The 20,054-nt window shown below is 72.5% G+C and carries 13 protein-coding genes and 1 riboswitch; of the genes, 12 read left to right on the top strand and 1 reads right to left on the bottom strand.

The window, feature by feature from the left end:
• Positions 1-73: 73 nt before the first annotated feature.
• The 10 genes from ileS (at position 74) to ACLJQZ_RS10095 (ending at position 12,713) form a co-directional block, all read left to right on the top strand.
• Positions 74-3,241 carry an isoleucine--tRNA ligase gene (gene ileS / locus ACLJQZ_RS10140; protein ID WP_410619767.1) on the top strand — a complete coding sequence of 1,056 codons (3,168 nt, stop codon included), beginning with the start codon at positions 74-76 and terminating at the stop codon, positions 3,239-3,241.
• Between the two features lie 153 nt (positions 3,242-3,394).
• Complete coding sequence (locus tag ACLJQZ_RS10135; protein WP_410619766.1) at positions 3,395-5,023, top strand: penicillin-binding transpeptidase domain-containing protein; 1,629 nt, start codon at positions 3,395-3,397, stop codon at positions 5,021-5,023.
• Between the two features lie 43 nt (positions 5,024-5,066).
• Entirely contained in the window at positions 5,067-5,747 is a 681-nt protein-coding gene (locus tag ACLJQZ_RS10130) for an ArsR/SmtB family transcription factor (RefSeq protein WP_410619765.1), read from the top strand.
• Between the two features lie 97 nt (positions 5,748-5,844).
• Complete coding sequence (locus ACLJQZ_RS10125) at positions 5,845-7,323, top strand: potassium/proton antiporter (protein WP_410619764.1); 1,479 nt, start codon at positions 5,845-5,847, stop codon at positions 7,321-7,323.
• A 327-nt stretch (positions 7,324-7,650) separates the two neighbouring features.
• Entirely contained in the window at positions 7,651-8,301 is a 651-nt protein-coding gene (locus ACLJQZ_RS10120; RefSeq protein ID WP_410619763.1) for a M23 family metallopeptidase, read from the top strand.
• A 93-nt stretch (positions 8,302-8,394) separates the two neighbouring features.
• Positions 8,395-8,509, top strand: a riboswitch (SAM riboswitch).
• Between the two features lie 38 nt (positions 8,510-8,547).
• Entirely contained in the window at positions 8,548-9,891 is a 1,344-nt protein-coding gene (locus ACLJQZ_RS10115; RefSeq protein ID WP_410619762.1) for an aminotransferase class V-fold PLP-dependent enzyme, read from the top strand.
• 16 nt (positions 9,892-9,907) lie between these two features.
• Positions 9,908-10,525: a hypothetical protein gene (locus tag ACLJQZ_RS10110; RefSeq protein WP_410619761.1), complete on the top strand. Its 618-nt coding sequence runs from the start codon at positions 9,908-9,910 to the stop codon at positions 10,523-10,525.
• A complete protein-coding gene (locus tag ACLJQZ_RS10105) occupies positions 10,465-11,094 on the top strand; it encodes a hypothetical protein (RefSeq protein WP_410619760.1) in 630 nt (209 codons plus the stop codon). Before ACLJQZ_RS10110 ends, ACLJQZ_RS10105 begins: the two co-directional genes overlap by 61 nt.
• A 75-nt stretch (positions 11,095-11,169) precedes the next feature.
• Positions 11,170-11,787 (top strand): signal peptidase II, encoded by a 618-nt coding sequence (gene lspA / locus ACLJQZ_RS10100; protein WP_410620001.1) that lies wholly within the window; start codon positions 11,170-11,172, stop codon positions 11,785-11,787.
• Positions 11,784-12,713: an RluA family pseudouridine synthase gene (locus ACLJQZ_RS10095; protein ID WP_410619759.1), complete on the top strand. Its 930-nt coding sequence runs from the start codon at positions 11,784-11,786 to the stop codon at positions 12,711-12,713. Before lspA ends, ACLJQZ_RS10095 begins: the two co-directional genes overlap by 4 nt.
• Here the strand turns inward: ACLJQZ_RS10095 and ACLJQZ_RS10090 are convergent.
• Entirely contained in the window at positions 12,710-13,693 is a 984-nt protein-coding gene (locus tag ACLJQZ_RS10090; protein ID WP_410619758.1) for an AsnC family protein, read from the bottom strand. The genes ACLJQZ_RS10095 and ACLJQZ_RS10090 overlap by 4 nt on opposite strands.
• Positions 13,694-13,827: 134 nt before the next feature.
• Here ACLJQZ_RS10090 and ACLJQZ_RS10085 point away from each other — a divergent pair, with 134 nt between their 5' ends.
• Together ACLJQZ_RS10085 and fahA are read left to right on the top strand one after the other, a co-directional pair.
• Positions 13,828-18,816 carry a DUF885 domain-containing protein gene (locus ACLJQZ_RS10085; protein WP_410619757.1) on the top strand — a complete coding sequence of 1,663 codons (4,989 nt, stop codon included), beginning with the start codon at positions 13,828-13,830 and terminating at the stop codon, positions 18,814-18,816.
• Entirely contained in the window at positions 18,813-20,024 is a 1,212-nt protein-coding gene (fahA, locus tag ACLJQZ_RS10080) for a fumarylacetoacetase (protein ID WP_410619756.1), read from the top strand. The genes ACLJQZ_RS10085 and fahA overlap by 4 nt, the downstream gene beginning before the upstream one ends.
• Positions 20,025-20,054: the final 30 nt, after the last annotated feature.

Here is a 20,054-nt window from a genome sequence, read left to right as displayed (position 1 = left end):
AGGCGTCTCGTCCCCGTGTGGGTGACCGGGAGCCGGTCGTCCGTACGAGAGTGACGAACCGAGGAGCACCCGGATGTACCCCCAGGCCAAGCTCGGCGACAGCGCCGGAGTGCCGTCGCAGCCGTCCTTCCCCGAGCTGGAGACCCACGTCCTCGCCTACTGGGAGAGCGACCGGACGTTCCAGGCGAGCATCGACGCGCGCCCCGCCGGCGAGCACGGTGACAACGAGTACGTCTTCTACGACGGCCCGCCGTTCGCCAACGGCCTGCCGCACTACGGCCACCTGCTCACCGGGTACGTCAAGGACCTGGTGCCGCGCTACCAGACGATGAAGGGCCGCAAGGTCGAGCGTCGCTTCGGCTGGGACACCCACGGCCTGCCCGCCGAGCTCGAGGCGATGCGCCAGCTCGGCATCACCGAGACGTCCGAGATCGAAGAGATGGGCATCGCGAAGTTCAACGAGGCTTCGCGCGAGTCCGTGCTGCGCTACACCGGCGAGTGGCGCGACTACGTCACCCGCCAGGCGCGCTGGGTCGACTTCGACAACGACTACAAGACGCTCGACGTCACCTACATGGAGTCGGTGCTGTGGGCGTTCAAACGCCTGTGGGACAAGGGACTCGTCTACGAGGGCTACCGCGTCCTGCCCTACTGCTGGCGCGACGCGACGCCGCTGTCCAACCACGAGCTGGGCATGGACGCCGACGTCTACCGCAACCGCCAGGACCCGGCCGTCACCGTCGGGTTCCGGATGGCGGGCAACGACAACGAGCTCGACGGCACTTACCTGTTGATCTGGACGACCACGCCGTGGACGCTGCCGTCGAACCTCGCCACCGCGGTGCACCCCGAGGTGCAGTACGTCGTCGTCGAGAGCGAGAACTTCCCCGGCAAGCGGTTCCTGCTCGCCGAGGCGCGGGTCGCCGCGTACGCGCGTGAGCTCGGCGAGGAGCCGGCGGTCGTCGCGCGCTACACCGGCGCGCAGCTGCTCGGGAACCGTTACGCACCCCCGTTCCCGTACTTCACCGGCACCGAGAACGCGCACCGCGTGCTGGCGGCCGACTACGTCACCACCGACGACGGCACCGGCGTCGTGCACATCGCGCCCGCCTACGGTGAAGAGGACAAGGCCGTCACCGACGCCGCCGGGATCCCGCCGGTCACGCCGGTCGACGCGCACGGCAAGTTCGACGACACCGTGCCCGACTACGCCGGGCAGCAGGTCTTCGACGCCAACCCGAACATCGTCCGCGACCTCAAGAACGGCACGGGTTCGGCCGGGCAGCAGGGTTCCGTGCTGCTGCGCCACGAGACCTACGACCACTCCTACCCGCACTGCTGGCGCTGCCGGAACCCGCTGATCTACCGCGCGGTGTCGTCGTGGTTCGTCGCGGTGACGCAGTTCAAGGACCGGATGGTCGAGCTCAACCAGCAGATCACCTGGTACCCGGAGAACGTCAAGGACGGCCAGTTCGGCAAGTGGCTGGAGAACGCGCGCGACTGGTCGGTCTCGCGCAACCGCTACTGGGGCACGCCGATCCCGGTGTGGCAGTCGGACGACCCGGCCTACCCGCGCACCGACGTCTACGGCTCGCTCGACGAGCTGGAGGCCGACTTCGGCGTGCGGCTGGACAACCTGCACCGGCCCCACATCGACGAGCTGACCCGGCCGAACCCGGACGACCCGACGGGCGCGTCCACCATGCGCCGTGTCCCGGACGTCCTGGACGTCTGGTTCGACTCGGGCTCGATGCCCTACGCCCAGGTGCACTACCCGTTCGAGAACGCCGAGTGGTTCGAGCACCACTACCCGAGCGACTTCATCGTCGAGTACATCGGCCAGACCCGCGGCTGGTTCTACCTGCTGCACGTGCTGGCCACGGCGCTGTTCGACCGGCCGGCGTTCCGCACCTGCGTCTCGCACGGCATCGTGCTGGGCTCCGACGGCGCGAAGATGTCCAAGTCGCTGCGCAACTACCCGGACGTCAACGAGGTCTTCGAGCGCGACGGCTCCGACGCCATGCGCTGGTACCTGATGGCGAGCCCGATCCTGCGCGGCGGCAACCTGGTCGTCACCGACAAGGGCATCCGCGACGCCGTCCGCCAGGCCGTGCTGCCGCTGTGGAACTCGTACTACTTCCTCGCGCTGTACGCGAACGCCGAGGGCGTGGAAGGCAAGTGGCGCACCGATTCCCCGCACGTGCTCGACCGGTACGTGCTGGCGAAGACGCACGAGCTGGTCACCGACGTCGAGTCCGCGATGGACCACTACGACGTCGCGGGCGCGTGCCAGACGGTCCGGGACTTCCTGGAGACCCTGACCAACTGGTACGTCCGGCGCTCCCGCGACCGCTTCTGGGCGGGCGAGGCGGACGCGATCGACACGCTGCACACGGTCCTGGAGGTGACGTCGCGGGTCGCGGCGCCGCTGCTGCCGCTGACCACCGAGGTGGTCTGGCGCGGGCTCACCGGCGGCCGCTCGGTGCACCTGAGCGACTGGCCGAACGCGCTCGACCTGCCCGCGGACGCGGCGCTGGTGACGGCGATGGACCGGGTCCGGCAGGTGGCGTCGTCGGCGCTGTCGCTGCGCAAGAGCAACAAGCTGCGCGTGCGGCTGCCGCTGTCGTCGCTGGTCGTGGCGGCCGACGACGCCGAGTCGCTGGGCGCCTTCGCCGACATCCTGCGCGACGAGGTGAACGTCAAGGCGGTCGAGCTGACCGCCGACGTCGCCGCGCACGGCGGGTTCGAGGTCGCGGTGAACGCGCGCGCCGCCGGGCCGCGGCTGGGCAAGGACGTCCAGACGGTGATCAAGGCGGTCAAGGCGGGTGACTGGTCACTCCAGGACGGCAAGGTGGTCGCGGCCAATATCACACTGCGCGAGGGCGAGTTCGACCGGCGGCTGGTCGCCAAGGGCGGCGGCGCGGCGGCCGAGCTGCCCGGTGGCTCGGGGCTGGTCCTGATCGACACCGAGGTGACGCCGGACCTGGCGGCCGAAGGCCTGGTCCGCGACCTGATCCGGGTCGTGCAGCAGGCCCGCCGCGACGCCGGCTTCGACGTCGCCGACCGGATCGCGCTGACCATCGACTCGGTGCCCGACGTCGTCGAAGCGGCGACGCGGCACGAGAAGTTCCTGGCCTCGGAGACGCTGGCGACGTCGGTGACCCACGCGGCGGTGGACGGCGGCTTCGCCGGGACGGTCGGTGACGGTACGAAGGTGACTGTCTCGGTCGCCAAGGCCTGAACCCGTCGTGAGTGGTAATGAGGGTTAGAACCCTCATTACCACTCACGAGGCCGGTCACGAATCGGTCGCTTTCTCACCCGAAAGGGCCGGGAATCGGCAAGCTGGGCCCTTGTGCGCGCGGGAGGCGCGCACTGGGGAGGGGTACGCGAGAAATGAGTCCTGGCAGAAAACGCGGCATTCTCATCGGCGGCGCGCTGGCCGTGGTCGCGGTCGTGGTGGCGGCGTTCTTCCTCTTGAACGGCGGGAGTACACCCGAAGCGGCCGCCGGCCCGGGTGAGACGGCCGTCGAAAGCCCCGGCGCGCTCGACCCGAACTCGGCGATCACCGAGTACCTGCAGGATTTCGCCGAGAACAACCCGGACGCCGCGGCCCGGCTGACCGACGACACCACGGCGGCGGCGGTGGCGGTGCGGGACGCGCGCAACACGCTCCAGCCGTCGGCGCTGTCCGCGAAGCTGACCTTGCTGCAGCCGACCCCGGCCGGGGCGAAGCAGACGAGCGGGACCTACCACCTGGCCTGGACGCTGAAGGACCGTCAGGTCTGGTCCTACGACGTGCCGTTCACCCTGGCCCAGGCCGGTGGCAAGTGGCTCGTGCACTGGGCGCCGACGCTGCTGCACCCGAAGCTCGAAGCGGGCCAGCGGCTGGCGATCAGCACGGCCGTCCAGGACAGCACCGCCGTCGCCGACCGCGACGGCAAGCCGCTGATCATCAGCGGGGCCGGCGGCCTGCGCCCGGCCGACGGCAACCCGGCGCCGCTGCTGCGGTCCGCGTTGCTCGGCCAGGCCACGGCCGCGGCGGGCACCGGGTTCGCGGTCGTCCGCACCGACACCAGCGGCAAGAACCTGGAGACGCTCTTCGGGAAGGCGTCGGACGAGGGCGCGAAGCCGCTGACGTCGAGCCTGAGCCTGGGCGCGCAGCAGTCCGCGCAAGCCGCGGTCGACGGCTATTCGGGGTCCGCGATGCTGGTCGCGCTCGACACCGGCTCGGGTGACATCCTCGCCGTCGCGCAGAACGCGGCCGCCGGCCTCTCGCCGAAGGCCCTGAACGGCCTGTACGAGCCGGGGTCGTCGTTCAAGATCGCCACCTCGGTCGCGGCGATCCAGCAGAGCGGCCTCAACGCGGCTTCGCCGGTCGACTGCCCCGGCGTCGCGACGATCGGCACGCGCACGGTCAAGAACGAGGGCTTCGAGCTGGGCGCGACGAACCTGCAGACGGCGTTCGCGCGCTCCTGCAACACCACGTTCGGTCAGCTCGCGCTGAACCTGCCCGCGGACGGGCTCGTGAAAGCGGCGAACGAGCTGGGCCTCAACGCCGACTACGAGATCCCGGGCCTCAAGACCGAGCTGGGCAAGGTCGAGCCCGCGGCGAGCAAGGACGAGCAGGTCGAGGACGGGTTCGGCCAGGGCCGGATCCAGGCCAGCGCGCTCGGCGGCGCGATGATGGCCGCGACGGTCGCCGGCGGCAAGGCGATCACGCCGAAGCTGTGGCACGACCTCGACACCGTCGTCGTCAAGGGCTACTCGCCGCCGCCCGCGTCCGTGCTGGGCGAGGTGCGGAAGATGATGCGCGCGGTCGTCACCAGCGGTACCGGCAAGGCGGCGGCGGGTGCCGGGAGCGTGTTCGGCAAGACCGGCACCGCCCAGTTCGGCGACGGGCAGCAGGCCACCGGCTGGTTCGTCGGCTACCGCGGGAACGTCGCCTTCGCCGTCGTCCTGGAGAACTCGAACGACTCGGGGCCGGCCGTGCAGCTGGCCGCGAAGTTCCTCAAGGGCGTCTGACGCTTCGGCGGCCACCGAAGCCGGCGGGTCGTACCGTGGGGACATGGAGACGATCGCGTTGGCGGAGGTGGCCGCGGTGCTCGCCGACCCGAGCCGCGCCACCATGTGCCTCGTCCTGCTGGACGGGCGGGCGTGGACGGTCGGCGAGCTGGCCAAGGCGGCCGGGATCGCGTTGTCGACGGCGAGTGAGCACGTCACCCGGCTGGTCGACGCCGGGTTCGTCGCCCGGGTGAAGCAGGGGCGGGCCAGTTACGTCCGGATCGCCGACCCGCGCGTCGCCGAGCTGATCGAGCACCTGGCCCAGCACGCCGAGCACCGGCCGGTGACCGGGCTCAAGTCGTCGGTGCGGGTGCGGCGGCTCGGGTTCGCGCGCACCTGTTACGACCACCTCGCCGGCCTGGTCGGCGTCGCGCTGCGTGACGGCATGATCGCCGCTGGGCTGGTCAGCACCGACGCCGGGCTGACGCTGACCGGCCGCGGCCTCGAGGTGTTCGCCGAGCTGGGCGTGCCGGTGCCGGACGGGCGGCGCGCCCTGCTGCGCGACTGTCTGGATTGGACGGAGCGCCGCGATCACCTCGCCGGGTCGCTGCCCGCGGCGTTGCTCGGCAAGGCCGTCGACGCCGGCTGGGTCGCCGCCGAAGGCCATCGCGCGGTGAAGGTGCTGCCCGCGGCGGAGAAGCCGTTCGCCGCGCTCGGCGTCGATCTGGCGTTGCTCCGGCCCTAACACACCGGTTGTCCGACTCGTCCCAGTGGTACACGAACGAGTTAACCCGGCCGCTTCATTATTCTGAGGGCCCCACAGCACTCGGGAGGGAGGCGGCATGGACCAGCTTCCCGTGCTGCTCGGCGTCGGCGGTGTCGTCCTGCTCGCCTCCGTGCTTGCCGTGCGCGTCTCGATCCGGCTCGGCCTGCCCTCGCTGCTGCTGTACCTCGCCATCGGCGTCGTGCTGGGGGAAGCCGGCTTCGGCATCCGCTTCGACAACCCCGGCCTGACCCAGTCGCTCGGTCTCGCCGCGCTCGTCATGATCCTCGCCGAAGGCGGGCTGACGACCCGGTGGTCGGCGGTGAAACCCTCGCTGGGCATCGGAATCGTACTGTCCACAGTGGCCGTCGTGGTCAGCATCGCGGTCACCGGCGCGGCCCTGCACTGGCTGCTGGGCCTCGACTGGCGGCTCGCGCTGCTGTGGGGCGCGGTGCTCTCGTCGACCGACGCCGCGGCGGTCTTCTCGGTGCTGCGCACGGCCGGGATCGGCAAGCGCCTGGTGGGCGCGCTGGAGCTGGAGTCCGGCATCAACGACGCGCCGGCCTACATCGCCGTCGTGGTGCTGGCCGAGGGCACCACTGTGGACTGGACGCTGCCGTTCCTGGCGGTCTACGAGCTGGCGGCGGGCCTGGCGATCGGGCTGGCGTTCGGCTGGCTCGGCGGCATCGCGCTGCGCCGCGCCGCGCTCCCGGCGACCGGCCTGTACCCGCTGGCCACGGTCGCGGTGTGCGTCGTGGCGTACTCGTCCGGGCAGCTGCTGCACGCGTCGGGCCTGCTCGCCACGTACGTCGCGGCGCTGGTGCTGGGCAACTCGCGGCTGCCGCACCGCTCGGACACGCTGTCGTTCGCCGAAGGCCTGGGCTGGCTGGCGCAGATCGGGCTGTTCGTGCTGCTGGGGCTGTTCGCCTCGCCGAGCCGGCTGCTCGAGACGCTGGTGCCGGGCCTGGTCGCGGGCGCCGTCGTGCTGCTGCTGGCGCGGCCGATCTCGGTGGTGCTGTCGATGCTGCCGTTCCGGCTGCCGTGGCGGGAACAGGCGTTCCTGTCGTGGGCCGGCCTGCGCGGCGCGGTGCCGATCGTGCTGGCGATGATCCCGCTGTCGGAGGGCTTGCCGGGTGCCCAGCGCCTGGTCGACGCGGTGTTCGTGCTGGTCATCGTGCTGACGCTGCTTCAGGGCGCGACCCTCGGCCCGCTCGCGCGCTGGCTCGGGCTGTCGAAGAAGTCCGAGGCGTACGAGCTCGACGTCGACTCCGCGCCGCTGGACGAGCTGGGCGCCGAGCTGCTGCAGGTCCGCATCCAGCCGGGCTCGAAGCTGCACGGCGTCTACCTGTCGGAACTGCGGCTGCCGGTGGGCGCGACGGTGAGCCTGGTCGTGCGCGCGGGCTCGGGCTTCACGCCGCAGAAGACCAGCCGCCTGCAGGAGCACGACCAGCTCCTGGTGGTCACGACGGCCACGGCCCGCGACGACGCCGAGCGCCGGCTGCGCGCGGTCGACCGCGCCGGCCGCCTGGCCCGCTGGCGCGGCGAATCGGGCATCTGACCGCTTGGTCGTGTCGTCCGCTGGGCTCCGCGAGTTGTCCACATCCACTCCGGTTGTCCACAGATTTCCGGCGCCCACGTTTTCGCAGGTCAGCGGCGGTAGACTGGACAGGGGACGCCCCCCAGGGAGTGGTGGGGGCTGCGTTGGGGCCGGCCGGTTGTCCGGTGCCTGTCCGCTCTTCGCGTTGACCTGGTGATCTTTTACCGCGAGGGTGAGTGATCCTCACAAAAATCTCACCTGATCTTCCCTGTGTTACCTCTTTTGGCTTACTCTGCGCTCCATTCATTACCTCGAATGGGTGAACGTAAAGCCGAAGGAGCACACAGGGTGACGAAACGATACGTGCGTGGGGCCGGTCTGGTCGCGGCGATCGTCCTGGGTGTGGGGCTCGCCGCCGCTCCGGGCGCGGCCGCCGAGGTGGGGCCCTTTCCGGCGCTGGCGCTGCCGTTCAAGGCCGGCCAGCAGGTGTACTCCGCCGGCATCCACTCCGACGACGGCAGTACCGGCGTGGAGAACGCCCTCGACCTCAGCCCGGCCGACAAGACCGTGCGGGCGCCCCTGGCCGGGACCGTGCACCTGCAGCACTGCGCGGGCGGCGACTGGGTGACCATCGACCACGCCGGCGGGTGGCGCACCGGGTACTACCACATGGAAGGCATCAAGGTCACCGACGGTGAGCAGGTCGAGGCCGGCGACGTGCTCGGCTCGACGGGCAACGCCCTGCCGTGCGGTGGCAGCAGCACCGGGGCCCACGTGCACTTCACGCTCTGGACACTGCCGGACGCGGCGAACTGGGACGGCCTCGCCTACAGCCAGGTCTCGACGACCGTCGCGGCGGCGCACGGCGAGCCGATCGACGGGAAGACGTTGGGCGGCTGGCTGTTCACGGCGGGTGCGGACCAGTACACCGGCACCGCGACGCACCTCTCGGACCACGCCGTGACGCAGCTCCCGGGCCGTTTCCGCGCGAAGCTCTGACGTTTCTCCATTCCTGCTCGACTTGTGGTCGGTGTCTCAGAATGTGCTGTGGGGGCTGGCCGTCACGCCGATTCTCGGTTACCTTTTGAATCAGGTCATGAGTGCCAGCGTCAAGCCCCGGCTTGCTGGCCGGCAACCCTCCTACCGCGGTGGGGTGCCCCGGGTGAAGACCGGGCCGGTCGCGCCGTGCGACCGGCAAGCGCGGGCCCCTCGCCGGGGCCCCCCGGAACGCCGAGGAGGCCAACGATGACTCTCGCCATCGACCGCACCAGCACACAGACCCAGGATTCCCTTGCGTCCCAAGGTATCCCCACGGTCGCTGGTGCCTCGCTGCGAGTTCCGCTCGTCACCGGCGGAGACATCGGCTACGCCAATCTCGACCACGCGGCCAGCGCGCCCTGTCTCGACGCCGTCCGCGTGGCCGTCGACGAGTTCCTGCCCTGGTACGCGAGCGTCCACCGCGGCGCGGGCTTCGCCTCGCAGGTCTCGACCAAGCTCTACGAGCGCACCCGGGCCACGCTGCGCAGCTTCGTCGGCGCGCGCCGGACCGACACGGTCGTGTTCACCCGCAACACCACCGACTCCTTCAACCTGCTCGCCCGCAGCCTCCCGCCGCGCACCGCGGTGATCGTGTTCGACACCGAGCACCACGCCGCGCTGCTGCCGTGGCAGGGCCCGAACGTCCGGCGCCTGCCGACCCCGCGCACCCGGCTCGCGGCGGTGTCCGCTGTGGACGAAGCCCTCGCGGAATCCCCGCAGGGGCCGCGTTTGGTCGTCGTCACCGGAGCGTCCAATGTGACCGGTGAGCTGCTCCCGGTGGCGGAGATCGCCGCGGTGGCCCGCCGGCACGGCGCCCGCATCGCCCTCGACGCCGCCCAGCTGGCGCCGCACCGCAGGATCGCCATGCAGGACTTGGACGTCGACTACGTCGCCCTCTCCGGCCACAAGCTGTACGCGCCCTTCGGCGCGGGCGCGCTGATCGGCCGCGCCGACTGGCTGCGCGCCGCCCGGCCCTACCTCGCCGGCGGCGGCGCGACCAAGCTCGTCACCGAGGACGCCGTCGTCTGGAACACCGGCCCGGAGCGGCACGAAGCCGGTTCGCCCAACACCGTCGGCGTGTACGCGCTCGGCGTCGCCTGCGAAACCCTGAGCCGGAACTGGGCCGCCGTCGAAGCGCACGAGCAGGCCCTGCTCGTCCGGCTGCGCAAGGGCCTCGAGGGCATCCCAGGCTGCTCCGAGCTGCGGCTGTTCGACGCGCCGGTCGACCGCGTCGGCACGGTCAGCTTCGTCGTCGCCGGCTTCGACCCCGGCTGGCTCGCGGCGGTTCTCTCGGCGGAGTACGGCATCGGCGTCCGCGACGGCGCCTTCTGCGCCCACATCGCGGCCAAGCGCCTGATCGGCGTCACCGGCGGCGAAGGGCAGCAGGCGGTGCGCGTCAGCCTCGGCCTGGGCAGCACCGAGGAACACGTGGATCGGGTGCTGCTGGCGCTGCGCCAGATCGTCGCCCGCGGCGCGCGCTGGGGGTACACCAATGCGGGCGGCCGCTGGGCCCCGGTCGGCGACCCGCGGGAACTGCCGCCGTTCTGCTGAGCGCTAGCCTGGGCCGATGGGGCGGCAGTGGATTCCGTTGGCGTTGCTGGGTTTCGCGGAACTGGTCCTGGTGACGGCCGAACTGTTCCACCGGTCGGCCGTCACCGCGGAACTGACGGCGCGGTTGCCGCCGGCGACCGCCGGCTACGTGGGCCTGTTCGGCTTGTCGATCGACGGTTACGGCACCAAGGCCCGGTTCCTCAGCCTCGATGACACCGTCGTGGCCTACACCGGCGGCGCCGGTCCGGCGTGGCAGTACGCACTCATCGCGGCGTTCCTCGCCATGGTGGTCTCCTACGCCGTGGCGGGCGGGCTGCGCGCGAGGACGGTGGTGATGTCGATCGTCGCCGTCATCCTCGCCGTCCCGGTGCTGGACCTGCTGCTGTTCAGCCGGTTCGGTCTCGACGCGGCCACCCGCGGCCCCCTCCTGGCGACGCTCGGGCTCGCGCTGGCCGCCTGGTACGAACGCAGTCCGCTGGTCCTCGCGGTGGCCGTGGTGATCGCGGACCTGCCGGGCGTGCTGATCTCCGCGACCGTGCTCGTGGCCGGGGCGTTCGCCGCTATCCTGCCCCGATGGGGGAGGGACGGCGTTTCTGGTTCCCGCTGGCCGCGCTGGGGTTCGCCCAGCTCGTGATGGCGGTCGTCGCGCTGGTGCCGGCGGTGCCGGCGACCGGCGAGTTCGTGAACCTGCGCGGCTACCCGATGACCCAGGAGCTGCACGGGCTCGGGACCGGCGGGGTCGGCGGCACCGGCCTCCCCGACGGCGGCTGGTCCACCGCGGTCGACGTGGTGCCCCCGGCGGTGCTCGGCTGGCTCGCCGCCCTCGCCTGCGTGGTCCTCGTCGTCGCGGGCTGGTACTGGCTGAGCCTGCGAGGCGCCGGCACGCCGCCCCGGCCCGTCCGCTTCGTGCTCGGCACCCTGGGCGCGCTGGCGGCCGTCCCGCTGCTCGACCTGGTGGGCGCGCTGGAGCTGCGGCTGGCCGGCGACGTCCGGGGCGCGCTCGTGGCGGCGCTGGGGCTGCTGGTGCTGGCGGCGTACGAGCGCAGCGGGTTCCTGGTGGCCGTGGCTTTGGTGTTCGCGCTGGTCAGCCTGGTGTTCTCGACGCCGGTGACCGGGGCGCTGAGCGCGGCGGGGGTGCTGTTCGCCGCCGCGTTCGCGGTCCTCCTGCGGCGTCCCCGCGACACTGCCGCCGGGGCACCCTGACCAGGCGTGGACAATGGACCGGTGAGCACCGAGTCCAGCGCTGGAGAACCCGACACCGACGCCACCGCCGAGGCGGTGCCCGAGCCCGTCCGGGAGACGCCGGAAACCCCGGCGGCGACGGCGGCGACGTTGCCGAAGCGCCGGGTGGGCTGGGTGTTCGCCGTCGCGGTGGTGCTCTGGGCGATCGACCTGATCACGAAGAACCTGGTCACCGCCAACCTGGAGGGCAAGGAGCCGGTCCGGATCCTCGGCGGCCTGATCTATCTGCAGGTGATCCGCAACCCGGGTGCCGCGTTCTCGATGGCCACCGGCATGACGTGGGTGCTGGCGCTGGTCGCGCTCGCCGTCGTCATCGCGATCATCTGGATCTCGCGGCGGCTGCGCTCGATCGGCTGGGCGATCGGCCTCGGGCTGGTGCTGGCCGGCGCGCTGGGCAACCTCACCGACCGGATCTTCCGCGCGCCCGGCGGGCTGCAGGGCCACGTCGTCGACTTCATCTCGGCGTTCGCCCCGAACGGCAAGGGCTTCGCGATCTTCAACATCGCCGACTCGGCGATCTGCGTCGGCGGCGCGCTGATCGTGCTGCTGTCCCTGCTGGGCAAGGACTACGACGGCACGTCGACCAAGGACAAGCCCAAAGACAAGAAGCAGGCCGAGCCGGCCGGGGAAACCAAGCAGGAGGACCAGGCGTGAGCTCGCGGATGCTCCCGGTGCCCGACGGGCTCGACGGGATGCGGGTCGACGCCGGCCTCGCCAAGATGCTCGGGCTGTCCCGCACGGTCGTCGCCGAGCTGGCCGAGTCCGGGGACGTGCTGCTGGACGGCCACCCGGCGGGCAAGTCGGACCGGCTGGCCGCGGGCGGGCTGCTGGAGGTCACGCTGCCGGAGCCGGCGAACCCGGTGGAGATCGTCGCCGCGCCGGTCGAAGGCATGCAGATCCTGCACGACGACGACGACATCGTGGTGATCTCGAAGCCGGTCGGCGTCGCCGTGCACCCGAGCCCGGGCTGGACCGGCCCGACGGTGGTCGGCGGCCTCGCCGCGGCGGGCCTGCGCATCGCGACGTCCGGCGCGGCCGAGCGCCAGGGCGTCGTGCACCGGCTCGACGCGGGCACGACCGGCGTGATGGTGGTGGCCAAGAGCGAGCACGCGTACACCGTGCTGAAGCGCGCGTTCAAGGAACGCACGGTCGACAAGGGCTACCACGCGATCGTCCAGGGTCACCCGGACCCGACGCGCGGCACGATCGACGCCCCGATCGACCGCCACCCCCGCCACGACTACAAGTTCGCGGTGGTCCAGGGCGGCCGCCCGAGCGTGACGCACTACGAGGTCGTCGAGGCGTTCCGCGCCGCGTCCTTGGCGCACATCAAGCTCGAAACCGGGCGGACGCACCAGATCCGCGTCCACTTCTCGGCGTTGAAGCACCCGTGCGTCGGCGACCTGACCTACGGCGCGGACCCGGTGCTGGCCCGCAAGCTGGGGCTGAACCGCCAGTGGCTGCACGCCAAGACGCTCGGCTTCGCCCACCCGGCGGACGGCCGCTGGGTCCAGTTCGAGTCGGAGTACCCGGACGACCTGGCGAACGCGCTGAAGATCCTGCAGGACGAGAGCTATTAGTCCTCGATCGACCAGATCACGGTGCGTTCGTCCGGTTCCGGGCGCGGGCTCCAGCGGACCGCGACCACCCGGGTCGTGTCCGGCAGGACGTACACCGTGTGGCCGCCCAGGGTTTCGCCCGGTTTGACGCCGATCTTGTGCGGCGGCCGGGAGGTCAGCGAGACCGGGGCCTTGCCGATCGTCTTGCCGTCGACGGTGAGCAGCTCGAGGTAGTTGTCCGGCAGGGACGCGAACGGGATCGCGCCGCGATTGGTGATCTCCGTGTGCACGACCACCGAGCGCTCGCCCTCCTCCAGGCGGTAGCCGGCCGCGCCGAACAGGAAGTCCGCCGGGTCCTGGACCTCGAGCAGCTGCACCGTCAGCTGCTCGCCCTCCAGGCCCTGGGTCTCCATGACCTCGCCGAGCCGGCCCTTCTTGCCGCCGGGCGCGCCGGCCGGGCGCGCGGGCTCGTCGCCGCGGGCCCACGACGCCGTCTGCGGCACGCCCCACGTGCTCACCACGGGGTCGGGCCGCGCCGGGGGCGGCGGGGCGAACTGCTGTTGCTGCTGTGGCGGCCGGGGCGGCGGGCCGGGGTAGCGCCCGGACGGCGTGCCCTGGACGTTGTACGGCCCCGAGGGCGTGCCCTGGACGTTGTACGGTCCTGAAGGCGCGCCTTGGACGTTGTACGGGCCCGAGGGCACCCCTTGCGCGTGCGGCGGTGGCATCGGCTGCGACGGCGGGGCCTGGGCCGGGAACTGCTGCGAGCCGGGCGGCCGGTTCGCCCACGACGGCGGCGACCCCGCGATGGCCGCGCGCAGCCCGTTCGGGTCGCTTTCGACGCCGACGAGCAGGGGCAGCCCGCTGCCGGACAGCGCGACCAGCCGGTAGGCGACTTCGCGGGGATCCATGCCGACCTTGGCCGCGAGCTCGTGCACGGCCGCTTTGCCCAGCTCGGCGAGCGCGGCGAGCAGGCGGGTATCCACGGGATCGGTCACAGCCACTCGGTGCACGCTACCGCCTCGCCCGTCCGGTCGCGTCGAAGGCCGTCCGCCCCCGGGCGGCGAGCGCGCGTTCCTGTCGGTGATCTCCGTTAGGGTCGCGAACGAGCACACCATCGACGCTGGGGGTCCTGCCCATGACCGCGGTCACCGAACTCGCCGACGAGTTCGTCGAAGCCCTGTACGACGCCGATCCGCTGATGCCCGCGCTGCTGGGCACGCGCCCGGCGGAGCCCGGGCTGCCGGACGTCACGGCCGCGGCCGAACGGGCCCACCGCACCCAGCTCGCGGAGTTCGCCGAGCGCGCCCGCGCGCTGGACCCGGCCGCGCTGTCGGCCGAAGACCGCGTCACCTGTGAGGTCCTGATCACCTCGGCGGAAGACCGGATCGCGGCGATCGACTCCCGGCTGACCGAGTTCACCGTGACCGACATGTTCACCGGCCCGGCGGCCATGCTGCTCACCGCGCTGCCGATGACCTCCGTGACCGCGGGGGCGGCGGCCGAAGCCCAGCTGGGGCGGCTCGCCGCGGTGCCCGAGTTCCTGCGCCAGGCCGCCCGGCGGCACACCGAGGGCCTGGCCGACGGCCTGACCCCGGTGGCCCGCCTGGTCGAGTCCGCCGTCGCGCACGTGGACCGCTACCTCGCCGACCCGGCCGCCGACCCGCTGCGCCGCCAGCCCGCGCCGGACGAGGAGTTCGCGCGCCGGCGCGACGAGCTGCTCGCCGACGTCGTCCGCCCGGCCTTCGCCGGGTACCGCGAGTTCCTGGTCACCGAGGTGGCGCCGCACGGCCGCCCGGACGACCGGCCCGGCGTGTCGTGGCTGCCGCGCGGCGAGGAGATCTACGCGCGGCAGGCCCGGCTCCACACCACCACCGACCGCGCCCCGGCCGAGCTGCACCAGACCGGCCTGGACATCATCGCCGCGCTCGCCGTCGAGTACCGCGAGCTGGGCGCCAAGGTGTTCGGCACCGGCGACCTCGCCGAGATCTTCGAGCGCCTGCGCACCGACCCCGCGTTGCGCTGGACCAGCGGCGAAGAGCTGCTGGAGACCGCCCGCGCGGCCATCACCCGGGCCGACGCCGAGGCGCCGAAGTGGTTCGGCCGGATCCCGCCGCAGCCGTGGACGGTCGAGGCGGTCCCGGAGGACGCCGCGCCCGGCGCGCCCATGGCGTACTACATCCACCCGGCGACCGACGGCTCCCGGCCGGGCATCTACTTCGCGAACACCTACGAGGCCACCGAGCGGCTCCGGCACACGGCGGAGACGACGGCGTTCCACGAAGCGGTGCCCGGCCACCACTTCCAGCTCAGCACCGCGCTCGGCCTGACCGACCTGCCGCTGCTGCGCCGCATCGGCGACTTCACGGCCTACACCGAGGGCTGGGGCCTCTACAGCGAGCGGCTCGCCGACGAGATGGGCCTCTACTCCGACGACGTCGCCCGGCTCGGCATGCTCGCCGGCGACTCGATGCGCGCGGGCCGGCTGGTCGTCGACACCGGCCTGCACGCGCTGGGCTGGAGCCGGCAGCAGGCCGTCGACTACCTGGTCGAGCACACGCCGATGGCGCGCGTCGAGATCGAGGCCGAGGTCGACCGCTACATCGCGTGGCCGGGCCAGGCCCTGGCGTACATGGTGGGGCGGCTGGAGATCCAGGGCATCCGCGCGGCCGCCGAGCGGCGGCTGGGCGCCCGGTTCGACATCCGCGCGTTCCACGACGTCGTGCTGGCCGGCGGCGCACTGCCGCTGTCGGTGCTCACGTCGGTCGTCGACGAGTGGGTGGCCGGGCACGGCGACACCGTCGGCGGCCTGGCGGACGAGTTCGGCGCGCTGATGTTCGAGCACGACCCGCTGGCCCCGTCGGTGCTCGGCCTGCCCGGAGACCACGACCGGCTCGCCGACCAGACCCGGGAAGGCCAGGAACACTTCCGCGCGGCGTACACCGCGCTCGCCGCGCGGGCCCGGGCCCTGCCGGCCGGGGAGCTGACGCCGGAAGAGGCCGTGACGCGCGAGGTCATCGTCGCCTCCGCCGAGGTCGAGGCCGATCGGCTCGCGTCGCGGATGACCGACATCGCCGTCAGCACCGGCTTCACCTCGCCCGCGCTGGGCCTGCTCATGCAACTGCCCTTCTACAAGCTGGACGACGAGAAGAAGGCGCGCGGCTACCTCGCCCGGCTCGCCGCGATCGAGCCGTTCCTCGCGGAGCTGACCGAGCGGCAGCGGGAAAGCCTCGCCGACGGCCTGGTGCCGCCGGCCCACCTCGCCCGGGTCGGCGTCGAGTACATCGACCGCTACCTCGGTTCGCCGGAGGGCGACCCGTTGAAGGCGGACACGACCGCGGCGGTCGACGGCTTCGAGGCCGAGCGCGACCGGTTGCTCGCCGAGGTCGTCCACCCGGCGTACGCGCGCTACCGCGACTTCCTGCGCACCGAGGTCGAACCGGCCGGGCGGCCCGAAACGGCGCCGGGGATCGGGCACGTCCCGGGCGGCGCCGAGCGGTACGCCGCGATGATCCGCGCGGAGACGACGACCGAGCGCACCGCGCAGGACCTGCACGACACCGGCCTCGCGCTGATCGAGCAGCTCGCGGGGGAGTACCGCGAACTGGGCGGGAAGGTGTTCGGCACCACCGACCTCGCCGGGATCTTCGAGCGGCTGCGCACCGACCCGGCCCTGCGCTGGCGCGACGGCGACGAGCTGCTCGCCGGCGCCCGCGACGCCATCGCCCGGGCGGAAGCCGTGGCCCCGCAGTGGTTCTCGCGCGTCCCGGCGGAGAAGTGCGAGGTCGCGCCGGTCCCCGAGGCGGACGCGGCGAGCGGCACGATCGCCTACTACCTGCAGCCGTCGCTCGACGGGTCCCGGCCGGGCACGTACTACGCGAACACGTACGAGGCGGACAAGCGCCCGCGGTTCACCAGCGAGGCGATCGCGTTCCACGAAGCCGTGCCGGGGCACCACTTCCAGCTCAGCCTGGCGCAGGAACTGCGGGAGCTGCCGCTGCTGCGGCGGATCGGCATGTTCAACGCCTACGCCGAGGGCTGGGGGCTCTACACCGAGCGGCTCGCGGACGAGATGGGCCTGTACTCCGACGACGTCTCGCGCTTCGGCATGCTGACCCAGGACTCGATGCGCGCGGGCCGGCTGGTCGTCGACACCGGGCTGCACGCGCTGGGCTGGAGCCGGCAACGGGCGATCGACTTCCTCGTCGAGCACACGCCGATGGCGCGCCTCGAGATCGAGGCCGAGGTCGACCGCTACACGGCGTGGCCGGGGCAGGCGCTCGGCTACATGGTCGGGCGGCTGGAGATCCAGCGGCTGCGGGCGGAGGCCGAGCAGGCGCTGGGCGAGCGGTTCGACATCCGCGGGTTCCACGAAGTCGTACTGGGCCACGGGATGCTGCCGCTGACGGCCCTCGCCAAGGTCGTCGCGGACTGGGTGGCGGCGGGCGCCGGGGACACCCCGGACAGCCTCGCCGACGAGCTGGTCGCGGTGAACTTCGAGCGGCAGCCGGTCTTCCCGTCGGTGTTCGGCCTGCCCGGCCACCACGACAAGCTGGCCGACCAGAGCGCCGAAGCCGAGGCCCGCTTCCGGGCCCGGTACGCGGACATCGCGGCGCGGGCCGAGGCGCTCGACGTCACCGGGCTGCCGGCCGCCACGCGGATCACCCGGGAAGTCGTGGTCTCGCAGGCGAAGACCGAGATCGACGTGATCGACTCCCGCCGGTCCGACGTCGCGGTCAGCGACGGGCTCGCCGCGCCCGCCCTGGAACTGCTGCTCTACCTGCCGCAGACGGTGCTGGACGACGAGCCGAAGGTGCGCGGTTACCTCAGCCGGCTCGCCGGCATCGGGGACTACCTCGACGCGCTGATCGCGCGCCAGCGCGCCGCCGTGGCCGAGGGCTTCGTGCCGCCGGAGTTCCTGGTGCGCATCGGGATCGGCTACGTCGAGCGGTATCTCGGCGCGCCGGAGAAGGACCCGCTGAAGGTGACACCGCCGTACGCGCTCGACGGCTTCGAGGCCGAGCGCGACCGGCTGCTCGCCGAGGTCGTCCGCCCGGGTTACGAGCGTTACCGCGCGTTCCTGGCCGACGAGGTCACGCCGGCGGCCCGGCCCGAGACGTCCGCGGGCATCGGGCAGCTGCCCGGCGGCGCCGAGCGCTACGCGGCGCTGATCCGCGCGGAGACGACGACAGAGCGCACGGCGCAGGACCTGCACGACACCGGCCGGGCGCTGATCGAGCGGCTCGCGGGGGAGTACCGCGAGCTGGGCGGGAAACTGTTCGGCACCACGGACCTGGCCGGGATCTTCGACCGGATCCGGACCGATCCCGCGCTGCGCTGGCGCGACGGCGAGGAGCTGCTGGAAGGCGCGCGCACGGCCATCACGCGCGCGGAAGCCGTGGCACCGCAATGGTTCTCGCGGGTCCCGGCGCAGCAGTGCGGCGTCGCGCCGGTACCCGAGGCGGAGGCGACGAGCGGCACGATCGCGTACTACCTGGAGCCGTCGCTCGACGGGACCCGGCTGGGCGTCTACTACGCCAACACCCACGAGGCCGAGAAGCGCCCGCGGTTCACCAGCGAGGCGATCGCGTTCCACGAAGCCGTGCCGGGGCACCACTTCCAGCTGTGCCTCGCCCAGGAGCTCACCGGGCTGCCGTTGCTGCGGATCATCGCGCACGTCAACGCGTACGCCGAGGGCTGGGGCCTCTACGCCGAGCGGCTCGCGGACGAGATGGGGCTCTACTCCGACGACGTCTCGCGGCTGGGCATGCTGACCCAGGACTCGATGCGGGCGGGCCGGCTGGTCGTCGACACCGGGCTGCACGCGCTCGGCTGGAGCCGGCAGCAGGCCGTCGACTACCTCGTCGAGCACACGCCGATGGCTCAGCTCGAGATCGAGGCGGAGATCGACCGCTACGCCGCGAACCCGGGTCAGGCGCTCGGGTACATGGTCGGGCGGCTGGAGATCCAGCGGCTGCGGGCCGAGGCCGAGCAGGCGCTGGGCGAGGCGTTCGACATCCGCGAGTTCCACGACGTCGTGCTCGGCAACGGGACGCTCCCGCTGCCGGTGCTCGCCACCGCCGTCGCCGAGTGGGTGGCCGCGCGCGCCGCCCGGGACGAGGAGTGACCGTGACCTGGCTCGAACTCGCCGACGACACACCGTTCGGCTTGGACAACCTGCCCTACGGCGTGTTCTCCGTGGGCGGGGCGCCGCAGCGCCGGATCGGCGTGCCGGTCGGCGACCGGGTGCTGGACCTGACCGCCGCGGCGGCGGAGACGGCGGCGTCGTTCGCGCCGCTGCTGACGTCCGGGGTGCTGAACCCGCTGCTGGCCGCCGGGCCGGCGACGTGGCGGGAGGTGCGCGAGAGCATCCGTGAGTGGCTGACCGAGCCGCGGTACGCCGATCAGCTGCGGCCGCACCTGGTGCCGCTGACCGAGGTGACCACGCACCTCGCGATCGAGGTCGCGGACTACGTCGACTTCTACTCCAGCGAGCACCACGCGCTCAACGCGGGCAAGATCTTCCGGCCCGACGCGGTGGAGCTGCCGCCGAACTGGAAGCACCTGCCGATCGGCTACCACGGCCGGGCCGGCACGGTGGTCGCGTCGGGCACGCCGGTCGTCCGCCCCAACGGGCAGCGCAAGCCGCGCAACGCGGAAGCGCCGTCGTTCGGCCCGTCGCAGCGGCTGGACATCGAGGCGGAGGTGGGCTTCGTCGTCGGCGTCCCGTCCACTCTGGGCACTCCGGTGTCCACAGAGGACTTCGCGGCGCACGTGTTCGGCGTCTGCCTGGTCAACGACTGGTCGGCCCGCGACCTGCAGGCGTGGGAGTACCAGCCGCTGGGCCCGTTCCTGGCCAAGTCGTTCGCGACGTCGGTGTCGCCGTGGATCGTCCCGCTCGACGCGCTGGAGCACGCCCGCGTCGCCGGCCCGCCGCAGGAGCCGGAGCCGTTCGAATACTTGCGCGCCGGCGAGAAGTGGGGCCTGGACCTGGCCATGGAGGTCCGGCTCAACGGCCACCTGGTGTCGAGCCCGCCGTTCGCCACCCAGTACTGGACCGCCGCGCAGCAACTGGCCCACCTGACGGTCAACGGCGCGAGCCTGCGCACGGGCGACCTGTACGCGTCCGGCACGGTGACGGGCCCGGAGCCGCACCAGCGGGGCTCGCTGCTGGAACTGTCCTGGGGCGGCCGCGAACCGTTCGAGCTGCCCGACGGCACCACCCGCACCTTCCTGGAGGACGGCGACGAAGTCGCGATCACCGCAACGGCCCCCGGCCCGGACGGCACCCGCATCGGCTTCGGCGAGGTCCGAGGCACCGTGGTCCCCACCTGACCCCGGACCCGTCACCCGCGTGTCCGAACC

It is taken from the genome of Amycolatopsis sp. cmx-8-4 (assembly GCF_046548675.1).
Classification (GTDB): domain Bacteria; phylum Actinomycetota; class Actinomycetes; order Mycobacteriales; family Pseudonocardiaceae; genus Amycolatopsis.
The sequence above is the reverse complement of the archived record's forward strand: the minus strand, read 5'-3'. Positions and strand labels throughout refer to the sequence as shown.